Here is a 15,475-nt window from a genome sequence, read left to right on the forward strand (position 1 = left end):
GGGGCCGTGGCAACGCCCTGCCACGGCCCCGCCGCAGGTCTACAGGCGAATCAGAAGCGCTACCGGATACCGCGACAACACGTCGATCAAACCGACGGGCCCGTCGGCACCCGCGGAGTACTCCGCGCCGGTCAGCTCGTCCTTCCAGTCGCCGTCGGGCAGCTCCAGCACCGTGTCGCCCCAGCCGCCGCGCTGCTCCAGGCCGATCGGCAGCCGGGTCACCACCGTGACGACGCCACCCCGGTCAAACGCGACAGCGTGCTCCGCCGCCGACCCCGTCACCGCGATCGGTGTGTACGACTCGAACAGCTCCGGCCGGTCCCGGCGCAGCCGCAGCGCACGTGACGTCACGAGCAGCTTGGCCGCGCCCTCGGCGTCGACCGGCGGAAGCCAGCCGTCGTCGAGGCGCGCCAGCAGCTTCCGCCGGGCGTCGAAGTCGACGGGCCGGCGGTTGTCGGGGTCGACCAGCGAGTTGTCCCAGAGCTCGGTGCCCTGGTACGTGTCGGGGATACCGGGCATCGTGAGCTGCACCAGCTTCTGCCCGAGCGCGTTCACCCAGCCGTACGGCGTGATCCGCTCCGCGAACGCGGTGACGTCCGAGTCGGTGAGCGCGGTGTCGATCGCCGCCTCCAGCGCCGCCTCGAACTCCTCGTTCACGTCGTTCCACGAAGTGACAGTGCGGGCCTCGCGCGCGGACTTCTGCATCGCGGCCTTCAGCCGTTCCGCGCTGATCGGGTACGTCGCCGCCACCGTCTGGTACAGCAGGTGCGCGATCGCTCCGTCCGGCACCGGCGCGGTGTCCCGCCAGCGACGGACGGCCGCGGACCACTCGTCGGGGAGCTCGGACAGCACGGCCATCCGGGCCCGCACGTCCTCCGACCGCTTGGTGTCGTGGGTCGAGAGCGTCGTCATGCCGCGCGGCCAGTCCGCCTGCCGGGTCGCCTGGGCGGAGTGGAACGCGGACACCGACCCGCCGAAGTGCATCGGGTCACCGCCGACCTCGTTCAGCGCCACGAACCGCGTCCAGCGGTAGAACGCGGTGTCCTCGGCGCCCTTGGCCATCACCGCGCCCGAGGTCTGCTGGAAACGGATCGCCAACTCGTCGTCGGGGTCGGTCAGGCGGGGCTCCAGCGCGTCCAGCGCCGGTGCCAGGTCGGGACGCTTCTCGCGGGCGGTGACCAGCGCCGACGCCAGGTGGTCGAGGCCGAACGGCAGGTACGACCGGTACACCGGGAACGCCGCCAGAACTTCGGAAAGCGCCTCTGCGTATTCTGAGACCTCCGGCACGACCGGCTCCGACGCCGGGACACCCGACGCCATCCGCGCCAGGCGCCGCAGCTCGGCACGCAGCATGCCGGTCGCGACGTCCTTCTTGGAGGTGTACAGGAGCCCCGGGTAGTCGGTGGCGACGCCGGCCAGCTCGGTGTCCAGCGCGGTGAACGCGTCCTCGCTGCTCGGGTCGACGAACAGCGCGCCGACCTCACCGAGTGCGTCGTACCCGGTCAGACCGTCGATCGGCCACTCCGGCAGCTCCTCGTCGGGCTCCGCGATCTTCTCGACGACCAGCCACGCGTCGGGTGCGCCGATCCGCAGCCGCTGGAGGTACCCACCCGGGTCGCGCAGGCCGTCCGGGTGGTCGACGCGGATACCGTCCAGGCCGCCCTCGGCGTACCAGCGGAGGATCTCGCCGTGCGTCGCGTTGAACACGGTCGGGTCCTCGACGCGCAGCCCGGCCAGGTCGGCGATCGCGAAGAACCGCCGGTAGGTGATCTCGCTGTCACCTCGACGCCAGTCGACCAGCCGGTAGTGCTGCCGGTCGTGGATCTCCTGCGGGGAGCCGTGGTCCGTGCCGGGGGCAAGAGGGTAGGCGTGGTCGTAGTACCGCAGCTCACCGTCTTCGACGGTGAGCTCGGAGACGGCGGACTCCGAGCCCAGCACCGGGATCAGGATCGGCCCGCGGTCCCAGTCGACGTCGAACCACCGGGCGTACTCGGAGTCGCGCCCGTTCGTCAGCAAGTCCCACCAGGCCGGGTTCGCCTTCGGCACCGCCACGCCGGCGTGGTTCGGCACGATGTCGACGACGAGCCCGAGCCCCTGCGCCTGCAGCGCGTCCTTCAGCTCGGCGAGCGCTTCTCTCCCACCCAGCTCGGTGTTGACGTGCGAGTGGTCGACGACGTCGTACCCGTGCTGCGAGCCCGGCGTCGACTGCAGCAGTGGCGCCGAGTACAGCTGGGTGACGCCCAGGTCCTTCAGGTAGTCGGCGAGGCCGGCGGCGGCGCGCAGGCCGAACTCCGGCTGTACCTGCACGCGGTACGTGCCCCGGACAATCTTCATCTAGACGTCCCTTTGCAGAACGAGGAGCGAGCGCGCCTCGACCGGTATCCGGCTGCCCGCCTCGGCGATTCTGGCCCCTGCTCCGGTCGAATTCGCAGTGTCGATGGCGACGCTCCACTTGGCGGCGTATTCACTCGGCGGCATCGTGAAGTCGATCGGCTCGTAGTGGGCGTTGAAGGCCAGGATGAACGAGTCGTCGGTGATCTGGTCACCCTGCGGGCCGAGCTCGCGGATGCCGTCACCGTTGAGGTACAGCATGATCGCGCGGCCGAAGTCGCTCTCCCAGTCGTCCTCGGTCATCTCTCGACCGTCCGGGGTGAACCACTCGACGTCGCTGAGCGCGGTGCCCGCGCTGCGGCGCACCGGACGACCGTCGAAGAACCGGCGGCGGCGGAACACCGGGTGTTCGGCCCGCAGCTGGGAGACCCGCCGGACGAAGCCGATCAGCTCGTCGTCGGAATTGCGCCAGTCGACCCAGGAGATGTCGCTGTCCTGGCAGTACGCGTTGTTGTTGCCCTGCTGGCTGCGGCCGAGTTCGTCGCCGTGCCCGATCATCGGCACGCCCTGCGAGAGCAGCATCGTGGCGAGGAAGTTGCGCCGCTGCCGGGCGCGCAACTCCAGCACCTCGGTCTCGTCGGTCGGGCCCTCGACGCCGCAGTTCCAGGACCGGTTGTGGCTCTCGCCGTCGTTGTTGTTCTCGCCGTTGGCCTCGTTGTGCTTCTCGTTGTACGAGACGAGGTCGTTCAGCGTGAAGCCGTCGTGGCAGGTGACGAAGTTGATGCTGGCCACCGGTCGGCGCCCGTCGTGCTGGTAGAGGTCGGCCGAGCCGGAGATCCGCGACGCGAACTCGCCGAGCGTGCCGGGCTCGCCGCGCCAGAAGTCGCGGACGGTGTCCCGGTAGCGGCCGTTCCACTCCGTCCACAGCGGCGGGAAGTTGCCGACCTGGTAACCACCGGGGCCGACGTCCCACGGCTCGGCGATCAGCTTCACCTGGCTGACGATCGGGTCCTGCTGGATGACTTCGAAGAACGTCGAGAGGCGGTCGACGTCGTAGAACTCGCGAGCCAGCGTCGCGGCGAGGTCGAACCGGAACCCGTCGACGTGCATCTCGGTGACCCAGTACCGCAGCGAGTCCATGATCAGCTGCAGTGAATGGGGTTGCCGGACGTTGAGACTGTTTCCGGTACCGGTGTAGTCCATGTAGTACTCGGGCTGGTCGTCGACCAGCCGGTAGTACGTGCGGTTGTCGATACCGCGGAAGCCGAGCGTCGGTCCGAGGTGGTTTCCCTCGGCGGTGTGGTTGTAGACGACGTCCAGGATCACTTCGATGTCGGCGTTGTGCAGCGCCTTGACCATCGCCCGGAACTCCTGCACCTGCTGCCCGCGGGATCCGGTGCTGCTGTAGCCGGAGTACGGCGCCAGGAACCCGATCGTGTTGTAGCCCCAGTAGTTCCGGAGGCCCTTCTCGACCAGGTAGTGGTCGTGCACGAAGTGGTGCACGGGCATGAGTTCGAGCGCGGTGACGCCCAGCTTCGAGAGGTGCTCGACGACAGAGGCGTGGCCGATGCCGGCGTACGTGCCGCGGAGCGCCTTCGGGACACCCGGGTGCTTCATCGTCAGGCCACGGACGTGGGTCTCGTAGATGACCGTTTCGTGGTACTGGTGCCGCGGGGACCGGTCGTCGGCCCAGTCGAAGTACGGGTTCGCCACGACGCACTTCGGCAGGTGCTTCGCGGAGTCGCCGTCCGACCGCTCGTGCGGAGCGTCGAACTTGTACCCGAACAGCGAGTCGTCCCAGTCGACGTCACCGTCGATCGCCTTGGCGTACGGATCGAGCAACAGCTTGTTCGGGTTGCAGCGCACCCCGGATTGCGGGTCGTGCGGCCCGTGCACCCGGAAGCCGTACCGCTGACCCGGCTGCACCCCGGCCAGGTACCCGTGCCAGACGAAGCCATCCACTTCGGGAAGGGCGTACCGCTCCTCGGCGCCGCTGTCGTCGAACAAACAGATCTCGACTTTTGTCGCGGCTTCGGAGAACAGCGCGAAATTCGTGCCGACGCCGTCGTAGGTCGCACCCAGCGGGTAACTGGTGCCGGCCCACACCTGCATCGTGCCTCCTCAAAATCGATCCAGTGGCACCCGGCCAGGGCCGTGATCCTGTCCTGCCCCGGTTCGGCCCGGTGCAATCCTCCGCCCTGCGTGCCGACCGACGTTCATTGGGTAGGACGTGCGTGTGAATGCTCTGGTCGTCGTCCTGGTCCTCCTGCTCGGCGTCGTTCTCCTCAGTCCCTTCGCCGACCGGTTCGGGATCCCCGCCCCCGTCGCGCTGACGCTCATGGGTGCCGTCCTGGCGTTCGTCCCCGACGCGCCGCGGGAGTTGATCCAGCCCGATCTGGTGCTGCCGCTGTTCCTCCCGCCGCTGCTGTTCGCGGCCGCCCAGCGCAGCTCCCGGCGCGATTTCACCCGCAACTGGAGAGTGCTGCTCGCGCTCGCGGTGGGCCTGGTCGCGGTGACGACAGCGGTCGTGGCGTTCGTCGCCCAGTGGGTGGACCCCAGCCTGACGCTGGGTGCCGCGGTCGCGCTCGGCGCTGTCGTCTCGCCGCCGGACCCGGTCGCGGCCACGTCGCTGGCCGGTCGGCTCGGGCTGCCGAAGCGGCTGGTCTCGGTGCTGGAGGGCGAAGGGCTGATCAACGACGCGTTGGCGCTGGTCATCTACACGACCGCGGTGTCGGCCACGCTGACCGACTCGTTCTCGATTCCCGACGCCGCCGGAACGCTGGCCGTGTCGGTGCTGGTCGCGCCACTGGTCGGGATCGCGGTCGGGTGGGCCGGCCGCAAGTTGATCAGCCGGCTGTCCGATCCCCGCGCCGAGGTCGGCCTGTCGCTGCTGCTGCCGTACGCGGCCTACCTGGGGATCGAGGAGCTGCACGGGTCCGGTGTGCTGGCGGTGGTGGTGGCCGGGCTGATGCTGGGCCAGGGCGGCAGCGATGCGTACACCGGTGCCGGGTTCCTGGCCGGTGGCACGGTGTGGCGGGTGCTCGACTGGATGATCGGCGGGTTCGCGTTCGGGCTGGTGGGCTACGAGCTGGTCAAGGTCGTGCTCGATCCGGTGGTGCCGACGTACGGCGCCGGGGTCGCCGCCGCGGTGTGTGCCGCGGCGATCGCGACGAGAGCGCTGTTCGTGCTGCCGCTGGGGTGGGTGGCGGGGCGTCGGCTGCGGAAGTCGACGGAGGGCCACGGCTGGCGGGAGTCGGTCGTCGTGTCGTGGGCCGGGATGCGGGGTGTCGTGACGCTCGCGACCGCGCTGGCGCTGCCGATGGACTTCCCCGGGCGGGGCGTCGTGCTGTTCGCCGCGATCGCGGTGGTCGTCGTGACGCTGATCGGTCAGGGGCTGACGCTGCCGTGGCTGGTGCGGGCGCTGGGCGTCCGGTCGTCGGACGAGGAACAGGGCGAGTTCGGCCGGGCCCGGGCGGGTGCGGCGATGGCCCGGCTGGAGGAACTGCACGCCGACGGGCGGGTGGACGACGGCGTGGTGGACCTGATCCGGCGCCGGTACGCCCGGATCGTGCCGGACCTGCGCGAGGATCTCTCGGAGGAGATCCAACAGCGAATGATGGACGCCTCCAAGGTCGCCGGCAAGCTTCGCGACGCCGAGCAGGCGGCCGTGCTGGGCCTGCGCAGCGACGGCGAGGTCAGCGCCGAAGCCGCCGACCGCGTCCTCCGCGAAATAGCCTCCCGCAACGTACGCGACAGCTGGGCAGCGCACTGAGGGCGGCCCCCTGAGAACGACGCTGCCGAGCGGGCGGCAGGACTTGAGTATCACTTATACGCGGCGTCCTGCCGCCCGATCGGCAGCGTCGCCCTCAGGGGGCTCCAGGTTCATGCAACCGCCTTGCGCCCGGCGCGCACTTCGCGCGCGACCTGGCGCGCCCGAATAGGTCGGTGCACGCAAGCGCCGACCTACCGGGAGATGATCCGATGACCGACAACCTGTTTGCCGCCGCCGCCGTCGGCACGCACTCGCTCGCCGCCGTCGCCGACGCGCCGGTGGTGCGGGACCGCCGCCGCCGGGGTCAGCGCGTCGAGTTGGTCGGCACGATCAGCGGCTTCGACATCGTGGAGAGCACCGTGACGCTCACCGACGTGCAGGACGGCCGGCGACGCCACCCGGAGCTGACCGTCGCGCTCGTGGCCGGCGCCACGATCACGATCGACGGGCTGCGGCGCGTGTTCTCCGCCCTGCCGATCGGCGAGAAAGCCATCGTCACCGGCGACCTCGACGGCACGCTCGTGACGTCACGCGAACTGCACGCGCTCACGCTCATCGCCCGACGCAAGGTCCACGGCCTGGACTGAAGTGAAACCGTTCACCCAACGGGCGTCCGGTTGACGGTTTGCCCGGGGGACGCCTCGGGCACCTCGTCGGAGCACATCGCGCCGATTTGAGGAGACGACGGCCATGCCGACAGCGTCCGGTGCCCCTGTAGTCGTGGTGACCGGTGCGAGCGCGGGCGTGGGTCGCGCCGCCGCACTGGCCTTCGCCCGGCGGGGAGCCGCGGTCGGACTTCTCGCCCGCGGCCAGGCCGGCTTGGAGGCCGCCCGCCACCAGGCCCTCGACCACGGCGCCGCCGCCGCACTCGTGGTGCAGACCGACGTCTCCGACGCCGACGCCGTCGAGGCCGCCGCCACCCGCATCGAGGCCGAGCTCGGCCCGATCGACGTCTGGGTGAACAACGCGATGGCCAGCGTGTTCGCTTACACCTGGGACATCAGCCCGGCGGAGTTCAAGCGCGTCACCGAAGTCACCTATCTCGGCTTCGTCAACGGCACGCTGGCCGCGCTCAAGCGGATGCGCGCCCGCAATCAGGGCACGATCATCCAGGTCGGTTCGTCGCTGGCCTACCGCTCGATCCCGCTGCAGGCGCCGTACTGCGCGTCCAAGCACGCGGTGGCCGGCTTCACCGAGTCGCTGCGGGTGGAGCTGCTCGCCGAGAAGAGCGACGTCCGGATCAGCCAGGTCAACCTGCCTGCGATGAACACCCCGCAGTTCGGCTGGGTGCGCACGCGGCTGCCCCGCCACCCCCAGCCGGTGCCGCCGATCTACCAGCCGGAGGTCGGCGCCGAGGCGATCGTCCGCGCGTCCGAGACCGGTCAGCGCATGCTCGACGTCGGCCTGATCACCGTCGCCACCCGGTGGGGCCAGAAGTTCATCCCGCGCCTGCTGGATCACTACCTGGCGCGCAACGGCGTCGACAGCCAGCAGACGCCGGACCGGATCGACGCCACGGCCTGGAAGGACAACCTGAGCCGCCCACTGGACGACGTCCAGGATCGGGGCGCGCACGGCGTGTTCGACGACCGGGCGAAGTCGCACAGCTGGCAGGCTTGGGCAGCCGGACGCAAACCGCTGGTGTTCGCTGCCGGTGGCGCGGTGATCGCCGCGACCGCCGTCTTGGTGAAGGGCCGCCGATGACCACCCCGACCGAGACCGTCGACGCCGTCGTCATCGGTGGTGGGCACAACGGGCTGGTAGCAGCGAACATGCTCGCTGACCAAGGCTGGCACGTGCTGGTGCTGGAAGCCGCAGTCGAGCCGGGCGGTGCCGTCCGCTCCGATGAGATCAGCCCCGGTTACATCGCCGACCTGTGCAGCGCGTTCTATCCGCTGGGCGGTGCCTCTCCGGTGCTGGCCGGCCTCGACCTCGAGCAGCACGGTCTGCGCTGGTTGCACGCGCCGCACGTGCTCGCCCACGTGCTCCCGGACGACCGGGCCGCCCTGCTCTCCCGCGACCTGGACGAGACCGCGGCTTCTGTCGACGTGTTCGCGCCCGGTGACGGTGACGCGTGGCGTCGCGAGGCCGAGCGGTTCCGCGGTGTCGCCGACCAGCTGATCAACGCGCTGTTCCAGCCGTTCCCGCCGGTGCGCGCCGCAGCCGGACTGCTCAAGGGCCTCGGTGTCGCGGAGGCGCTGCGGTTCGCCCGCTTCGCGGTGCAGCCGGTCAAGCAGTACACGGCCGAGACGTTCTCCGGCGAAGGCGCGAAGGTGCTGCTCGCCGGGAACGCACTCCACACCGACCTGCAGCCGGAGAGCGCGGCCAGCTCGATCTTCGGCTGGCTGCTCGCGATGCTCGGCCAGTTCCAGGGCTTCCCGGTGCCGGAGGGTGGCGCGGGTGCGCTCACCGGCGCGCTGGTGTCCCGGCTCGCCGCGGCGGGCGGTCAGCTGCGCTGCAACGAGCCGGTCGAGAAGGTTCTGGTGGCGCGCGGACAGGCCGTCGGCGTGCGGACGGCGTCGGGTGCGTTGATCCAGGCGCGGAAGGCCGTGCTGGCCGACACCGCGGCCCCGCACCTGTACCGGCAGCTGGTCGGTGACCGGCACCTGCCGCCGCGGATGATCGACGACCTGAATCGCTTCGCCTGGGACAACGCGATCATCAAGATCGACTGGGCGCTGTCGGACCGGGTGCCGTGGACCGCGGAGGCCGCCCGCCGGGCCGGCACCGTGCACCTCGGCGTCGACCTCGACGGGCTGACCCAGTACGGCGCCGATCTGGCCCGCCGGAAGATTCCCGAGCGTCCGTTCGTGCTCGCCGGCCAGATGGCCGTGGCTGACCCGTCGCGCGCGCCGGGCAACGGCGAGTCGCTCTGGGCGTACACGCACGTGCCGCACGGCCGGGTGTGGGAGCCGGGGGAGACCGAGCGGCACGCCGACAAGGTCCAGGCGCTGTTCGAGAAGCACGCCCCCGGGTTCGCCGACCTCATCGTCGCCCGCCGCGTGCTGAGCACTGCCGACGTCACGCACGGGAACCCGTCGCTGCCCGAGGGCGTCGCGAACCTGGGCACCGCCGCGATCCACCAGCAGCTGTTCTTCCGGCCGGTGCCGGGGCTCGGCCGTTCCGACACCCCGATCGACCGGCTCTACCTGGCCAGTGCGTCCGCGCACCCGGGCGGCGGTGTGCACGGTGGTCCGGGGAGCAACGCGGCGCGCGCGGCGATCAAGCGCGACTCGCTCGGTGGGCCCGCCTACGCCTCCCTCATTCGCGCAGCGAACCGGGCGGTCTACCGCTGAGAAGCGGGACCGCCCGGTCGGAGCGACGTACCTGCTTACTTACCGCGTGACCCGCCGGCCGCGTAGCGGTCGTCGTTGAGGGCCCGCGCGGAGAGGCGCTGGAGCGACTCCCGGTTGCGGGCCTTCAGCAGCGGCCCGATCAGCGGCTCCGGCAGGAACTTGCCGGGGCCGTCGACGAACTCCTCCGACATGGTCGCGATGGTGCCGTCGCCGTCCGGCTTCAGCTCCACCTTGACGATGCCGGCGAACAGCGGCCACACCTTCACCTTGAGCACGAGCTTTCGGTCGGGCTCGATCTCCAGCACCTCGGAGTCGTCCTTCACCATCGCCGGCCAGCCGCCCACGCTGTGGTGGATGCGGGTGCCCACCGCGGGGAAGCCCGCGTCGACGTCCCGGATGTGGCTGGCGCCGACCACCCAGCTGGCATACGCCCAGCCGTCGGCGAGGACCGAGAAGACGCGGTCAGGGGTGGTCGGGATCGTCAGGCGCACGCTCTGCACTAGCTCACTCCTCCAGCAGACCCGCCCGCAGTTTCGCGAGCGTCGAGGCCAGCAGCCGGGACACGTGCATCTGTGAGACGCCGATCTCCTGGGCGATCTGCGTCTGCGTCTGGTTCCCGAAGAACCGGAGCGCGAGCACGCGCCGCTCCCGCGGCGGAATCTTCGCCAGCAGGGGCTGCAGCGCCTGCCGGTATTCGACGGCGTCGATCGCGGTGTCCTCGCCACCGAGCGTGTCACCCAGCGAGGGTGCGTCGGGCTCGGTGCCGACCGGCGTGTCGAGTGACGTCGACTGGTAGGCGTTTGCCGCCTCCAGCCCCTCCAGCACTTCCTCGCGCGAGAGGTTCAGGTGCGCCGCCAGCTCGCTGGCGGTCGGTGCCCGTCCGTTGTGCTGCGACAACTCGCTGACCGCCGCGTTGATCGACAGGTGCAGCTCCTTCAGCCGACGTGGAACGCGGACCGACCAGCCTTGGTCACGGAAGTGACGGCGGACCTCGCCCATGATCGTCGGAATGCCGAACGACAGGAATTCGACGCCGCGGAACGGGTCGAACCGGTCGATCGCCTGGATCAGGCCGACCATCGCCACCTGGGTCAGGTCCTCGAGCCGCTCACCACGGTTGGCGAACCGGCGCGCGATGTGCCGGGCCAGCGGCAGGTGCGCGGTGACCAGCTTCTCCCGGAGCGCGACGCGCTCCGGATCGTCGTCGTCGAGCTTGGCGTACTGCTCGAACAGCGGCGCGACGGTGGAGTAGTCGTCGTAGTCCAGGCGTCGGCCGTTGCCCTGGTCGGTGAGGTGGGCGGTCAGCTTGGAGGCGCTGTAACCGTCGGTCCCGCCGTCCTTGCGGGGCTTGGGACGCTCCGTCTCGGGTTCCCCCCAGATGTCGCGCCCCCGCTGGATCCCGAGATCTGCTTCCGGGCGGAGCTCCGACTGCGTGTCCTCGGAGTCCGCCGGGCGTAGGCCGGGGGCGCGGACGTCCACGCTCCCTCCTTGTTGCGTCACGAGGGTGCCCCTTCCGGGTGCACCTTCATCACCAGGGACGTGCGCAGCTCGAACCCGTCGTCGACAGCCTGGGTCTCGGTCGCGATGTGGTCGGTGAGGCTGTTGAGCAGCAGGAGGCCCAGCTCGTCTTCGGCAGTGGCCGGCTGCGGCGCCCAGGCCGCGACCACCACCTCGACGGCGTCCGGATGCTGGATGAAGCGGCAGTGCAGTGGCTCGCCCGGCCCGGCGGCCCGGACCAGCGAGTTGCAGGCCTCGTCGACGGCGAGCCGGAGATCGGCGACGAGATCCAGGTCGGCGTCCGCGCGGAGCGCGATCGAGGTCGCAATCGCACGCAGCACGGGCAGTTGTTCGGCCGTCGCGGGGCAGATCACCTCGACGGCGTTGTCGGCGGCATCCGGGTCGCGCGTGGAGCGAGAAAGCGCAGTCGGTGCCGGGTGGATCTGGGCGGAGTGTGCATGGCGGAGTGTCGCTGGCACCGGAAGCCCCCTCTTTCTGCGTTTGCCGCGTCCGGCCCGGCCGCCCGGACCGCGGTTGCGGTTCCGGGCGGCTCGGATCCAGGCTCGTTCGAGTTAGATCACCGGAGGGGTCGCCGGGCGGCCCTCGTCGTGCGCGCGCTGAGCTTCTTCCCTGGTCAGACCCGTCGTCGTCGGCGGCACGCCGTGTGCGATCGCGTTCGGGTCCTCTTCCGTCCTCGGGGTGCTCGTGCTAGCTGAACTGCGGGTATCCGTAGCGAGGTCACCCTTCTGCGGCGGGGCGTCCACCTCGCCGCGCCAGGCGCCGGTCGCGCCCCCGCGCTCCTCGATGAACTTCTTGAAGCGCTCCAGGTCCCCCTTCACCCGGTGCGAGACCAGGCCGAGCGCGTCGCCGGCCTTCTCGACCGCGCCCTCGGGCTGGAAGTCCAGCTGGAGCATGATGCGGGTGTTCTCGTCGTCGAGCCGGTGGAACGTGACGACGCCGGCCTGGGTCTCCCCGGTCGTGCTCTTCCACGCCACCCGCTCGTCGGGGCGCTGCTCGGTGACCTCGGCGTCGAACTCACGCTTGACGCCGGCGATGTTCGTGCGCCAGTGGGTGTGCAGGTCGTCGATCTGACGGATCTCCTCGACGCCCTCCATGAACTGCGGGAACGTCTCGAACTGCGTCCATTGGTCGTAAGCCGTGTGAACCGGCACGCGGACGTCGATCGATCGCTCGATGGTGCTCACGTATTCCTCCTCCATGAGGACGGCTTCCCGAATCGCGCGGGCGGACCATCCGGTCGGACTTGGCAGACGGGTTCTCCGCCGTGGGGGCCCGCTGCTGGACCCGAGGGGCGGGCCCGACGTGCGGGCCCTGATCAGCGGACCCCGGGGTTCTCCGCCCGGCCGCTCATTTCGTCTCCGCCCCACCGCCTGCCAGCGGTAACGCCGTGCCTGTCGGCTGGCGGGGCCACAGCACCCATACCCGGGTCTGCTGCCCTCACACACCTGATTCAGGGCGATTCGCGACGTGTCCCCCGGGCGGGGGCGCTCGTGTTGCGTTGTGACCGGAGCGCTTTACGGTGAGTGGTGTACGTCCTCGGACCGAGGAGACGCGCGGCCCGGGGTCGGTTTGCTGCGAATCAGCTTGATTGGGCTTAGCGTTAGAAGAGGAGCGGGTTCCCCCTGTCTCATCCGCTTCGGAAGGGCAGTTGCCATATGAGGATCGCGATGGTGTCAGCGCCGGCTGACCTGCCGACGACTCGCGGGCGCGAGGTGGCCGGCCACGTGGGCGCCCTGGCTGCGGCGCTCGCCGAGGCAGGCCACGAGGTCGTCGTCTACACCCGGCGTTCCGATTCGAAGGCCCCCGCCGCGGCCGAGCCGACGACCGGCGTGAGCGTTCGCCAGGTCGGCGCCGGTCCGGCGAAGTCGCTTCCCGAGCACGAGTTGTCCACCTGGATGAGCGAGTTCGGCCGAGGGTTGGCCGGCGAGTGGCGCAACGATCCGCCCGACGTCGTGCACGCCTACTCGTGGACCTCCGGCCTGGCGGCTGCGGCCGCCCGCCAGCAGCTCCGCGAGTCTGCACTGGTCGGCGGGGGTGCGAGCCTTCCTCCCATGCCGATCGTGCTGACGCTCGCCGGGTTCGGTGCGGAGCTTCGGCGTGCCCCGGAGGCGATTCCTGCGGCCGCGATCTCCAACCGGATCCGGCTCGAGGTCGCCCTGGCCCGGTCCGTCGACGCGGTCGTCGCCGGCAGCGAGGACGAGGTCGAAGAACTTTCCCGGATGGGGGTGCCGCGCGAGCGCATCACGATGGTGCCCGCCGGCATCGACGTCGAGCGTTTCGCCCCGGGGCCGGCCACCGACGCGTCCGAGGAGCCGCGCCTGGTCGCGCTGGGCGACCTGACACCGGCGAGTGGCTTCGAGACGATGATCGCCGCGCTGCGCGGCTTGCCGGACGTCGAACTGGTGGTGTGCGGAACCACGGCGGACGATCACCAGGGTGCGAACGAGATCGCGCGCCTGCGCAAGGGCGCAGCACAGCTCGGCGTAGCCGAGCGGGTCACGTTCGCCGACCCCGACGCCGACCGCACGGATCCCGGCTACCGACCGGCGCTGCTGCGCTCGGCGGACGCGGTCGTGTGCGTGCCGTGGTTCGGGCCGGTCAGCGCTGGTCCGGTGCTCGAGGCGATGGCCTGCGGCATTCCGGTCGTGGTCACGGCGGTCGGCGCGGTGTCCGACGTGGTCGTGGACGGTGTGTCCGGGGTGCTGGTTGCGCCGCGGCGGCCCGATCAGCTCGCGTCGGCGGTCCGGTCACTGCTCGGTGACCCGGTGCGCCGGCTCGGGTTCGGTGTCGCGGGCGCCGACCGGGCGCGGTCCCGGTACGAGTGGTCGCGGGTTGCCGACAGCACGCAGCGCGTCTACGCACGCCTGCTGCCGATCCCCGTGCTCGAGGAGCCGCTCGAGGTGGCGCCCGAGGTCGAGGTGCTGGAAAGCAGCGACCTACCAGGCGTCTAGCGGGTCGGTGACAGTCGTGAACGCGGCCGCGAGACCGGTGATCTCCAGCGGCCGCATCACACTGGGACCATCCGCCACCAGACGCAGTTGTACCTGATCACTCGCGCACCGCCGGGCCACCGCGATCAACGCGGTGAGCCCGCTGGAGCCGAGGAACCGCACCGGGCGCAGATCGACGAGCAGCCTGTTGCAGCCACGGTCGAGCGCTTCGTCGACGACGGACATCAGCGTCGGCGCGGTGAGCATGTCGAGTTCGCCGTCGACTTCGACGGTCGTGAGTCCGGTCGCGTCACGCTGCGTGGCGACCGTCAACGTCTCCTGCACGGGTGAACCGGCGCTTTCGGCTACGGTGCGAACTTCGACGCCGCTCTCGGCTGTGCTGTACTCGGCTCTCGGTGTGGCCATGGGCTGCTCCCTCGCTGAACGCCGCACGCGGGCGCGCGCCAGGGCGCACGGCCTGAAGTGGCTGGCTGCTCAACCGCTCCCATCGTGTCAAGACTACGTGTGACGTGGCCCAGATAACAGGGTGGACCGGACAACCGGGAAGATCCACCCCGGCTTCCGGTGTATTGACAACCGTCACGCGGGGTATGGGAGGGCATACCAAGCGAGGGGGTGATCACATGACCGCAGTGTCGGCCGGTTCGAGCGCCGCGCGCGGGCGCCAGGCGGACTCGCCGAGCCAGATCCCGCTGCGGGGGTGGAAAGACGTCCTGGTCCGCACCGTGCGCGAGTTCAAGGACGACCAGATTTCGAACGCCGCTGCGGCTGCCGCGTTCTACGCCTGGCTGGCGCTGATCCCGGCCGCGATCGGCGCGATCACCGTCTACGGCCTCGTGGCGAGCCCGGAGCAGATCGCCACCCAGATCGACGAGCTCACCGCCAGCCTCTCCGCGGACGTCAAGCAGGTGATCACGGACCCGATCACGGCGGCGACGAACGCCAGCGGCAAGGGCCTCTCGATCGGCCTGGTCATCTCGCTCGCCGCCGTGCTGTGGAGCGCGTCCGGGGGCATGAACGGCATGATCCAGGCCGTCAACACCGCCTACGACGAGGTGGACGAGCGCAACTTCCTCAAGAAGCGCGGTCTGGCGATCGTGATGACGCTCGGCGCGATCGTCGCGTTCGTGGTGGCGATTCTGCTGGTGGCGGTCGTGCCGCCGGTGCTCGACGCACTCCACCTCGGCTCGTTCGCCAGCGGTGTCGTGAGCGTCGGCCGCTGGGTACTCCTCGCGGTGCTGATGATGTTCGGGCTCAGCCTGCTGTACCGCTTCGCGCCCGACCGGAGCAACGCGCGGTTCCGCTGGATCTCCTGGGGCGCCGTGGTCGCCACCGTGCTCTGGCTGATCGCGTCGGCGGGCTTCTCGTTCTACGTCAACAACTTCGGTAGCTACAACAAGACGTACGGCGCACTGGCCGGCGTCATCGTCCTCAATCTCTGGCTCTACATCTCGTGCATGGCGATTCTGTTCGGCGCCGAACTGAACGCCGAGCTCGAGGCGCAGACCGAGCGTGACAGCACCACAGGACCGGCGGAGCCCCTCGGGCACCGGGGCGCCCAGAAAGCCGACGAGGTGGGTCCCAGCACCTCCGGTTCGCTCACCTAG

At 70.4% G+C, this 15,475-nt stretch carries 12 protein-coding genes and 1 pseudogene; 6 read left to right on the plus strand and 7 right to left on the minus strand.

Annotated elements, in window-relative coordinates; translation table 11 throughout:
• Nucleotides 1-39: 39 nt before the first annotated feature.
• A complete protein-coding gene (gene treY, locus ACGFY5_RS41555; RefSeq protein WP_392729942.1) occupies nt 40-2,334 on the minus strand; it encodes a malto-oligosyltrehalose synthase in 2,295 nt (764 codons plus the stop codon).
• Nucleotides 2,335-4,443, minus strand: a complete 2,109-nt coding sequence (gene glgX, locus ACGFY5_RS41560) for a glycogen debranching protein GlgX (protein WP_392729944.1) — start codon at nt 4,441-4,443, stop codon at nt 2,335-2,337.
• Between the two features lie 124 nt (nt 4,444-4,567).
• Here glgX and ACGFY5_RS41565 point away from each other — a divergent pair, with 124 nt between their 5' ends.
• The 4 genes from ACGFY5_RS41565 (at nt 4,568) to ACGFY5_RS41580 (ending at nt 9,399) form a co-directional block, all read left to right on the plus strand.
• Entirely contained in the window at nt 4,568-6,103 is a 1,536-nt protein-coding gene (locus ACGFY5_RS41565) for a Na+/H+ antiporter (RefSeq protein ID WP_392729946.1), read from the plus strand.
• 209 nt (nt 6,104-6,312) lie between these two features.
• On the plus strand, nt 6,313-6,690 hold the full coding sequence (locus ACGFY5_RS41570; protein ID WP_392729948.1) for a hypothetical protein: 378 nt from the start codon (nt 6,313-6,315) through the stop codon (nt 6,688-6,690).
• A 103-nt stretch (nt 6,691-6,793) separates the two neighbouring features.
• Complete coding sequence (locus ACGFY5_RS41575; RefSeq protein WP_392729951.1) at nt 6,794-7,807, plus strand: SDR family oxidoreductase; 1,014 nt, start codon at nt 6,794-6,796, stop codon at nt 7,805-7,807.
• Complete coding sequence (locus ACGFY5_RS41580) at nt 7,804-9,399, plus strand: phytoene desaturase family protein (protein WP_392729954.1); 1,596 nt, start codon at nt 7,804-7,806, stop codon at nt 9,397-9,399. The genes ACGFY5_RS41575 and ACGFY5_RS41580 overlap by 4 nt, the downstream gene beginning before the upstream one ends.
• A 35-nt stretch (nt 9,400-9,434) precedes the next feature.
• Here ACGFY5_RS41580 and ACGFY5_RS41585 read toward each other — a convergent pair whose 3' ends face one another.
• The 4 genes and pseudogenes from ACGFY5_RS41585 to ACGFY5_RS41600 all read right to left on the minus strand — a co-directional run.
• Nucleotides 9,435-9,899, minus strand: coding sequence for an SRPBCC family protein (locus ACGFY5_RS41585; RefSeq protein WP_392729955.1), 465 nt, complete (start codon nt 9,897-9,899; stop codon nt 9,435-9,437).
• Between the two features lie 4 nt (nt 9,900-9,903).
• Entirely contained in the window at nt 9,904-10,665 is a 762-nt protein-coding gene (locus ACGFY5_RS41590; protein WP_392730066.1) for an RNA polymerase sigma factor SigF, read from the minus strand.
• A gap of 230 nt (nt 10,666-10,895) precedes the next feature.
• Nucleotides 10,896-11,375 (minus strand): ATP-binding protein, encoded by a 480-nt coding sequence (locus tag ACGFY5_RS41595; protein ID WP_392729957.1) that lies wholly within the window; start codon nt 11,373-11,375, stop codon nt 10,896-10,898.
• A gap of 273 nt (nt 11,376-11,648) precedes the next feature.
• A pseudogene (locus ACGFY5_RS41600) lies at nt 11,649-12,116 on the minus strand (SRPBCC family protein); the annotation flags it as partial.
• Nucleotides 12,117-12,587: 471 nt separating this feature from the next.
• Here ACGFY5_RS41600 and ACGFY5_RS41605 point away from each other — a divergent pair.
• Nucleotides 12,588-13,868 carry a glycosyltransferase gene (locus ACGFY5_RS41605; protein WP_392729960.1) on the plus strand — a complete coding sequence of 427 codons (1,281 nt, stop codon included), beginning with the start codon at nt 12,588-12,590 and terminating at the stop codon, nt 13,866-13,868.
• Here the strand turns inward: ACGFY5_RS41605 and ACGFY5_RS41610 are convergent.
• Complete coding sequence (locus ACGFY5_RS41610) at nt 13,854-14,273, minus strand: STAS domain-containing protein (RefSeq protein ID WP_392729962.1); 420 nt, start codon at nt 14,271-14,273, stop codon at nt 13,854-13,856. The two genes, ACGFY5_RS41605 and ACGFY5_RS41610, sit on opposite strands and share 15 nt — an antisense overlap.
• A 218-nt stretch (nt 14,274-14,491) precedes the next feature.
• On the opposite strand from ACGFY5_RS41610, the gene ACGFY5_RS41615 reads away from it, so the two are divergent.
• The gene (locus ACGFY5_RS41615) at nt 14,492-15,475 is read left to right on the plus strand and encodes a YihY/virulence factor BrkB family protein (protein WP_392729964.1); all 984 of its coding nucleotides are present in this window, start codon (nt 14,492-14,494) and stop codon (nt 15,473-15,475) included.

It is taken from the genome of Cryptosporangium sp. NPDC048952 (assembly GCF_043197895.1).
Lineage (GTDB): Bacteria > Actinomycetota > Actinomycetes > Mycobacteriales > Cryptosporangiaceae > Cryptosporangium.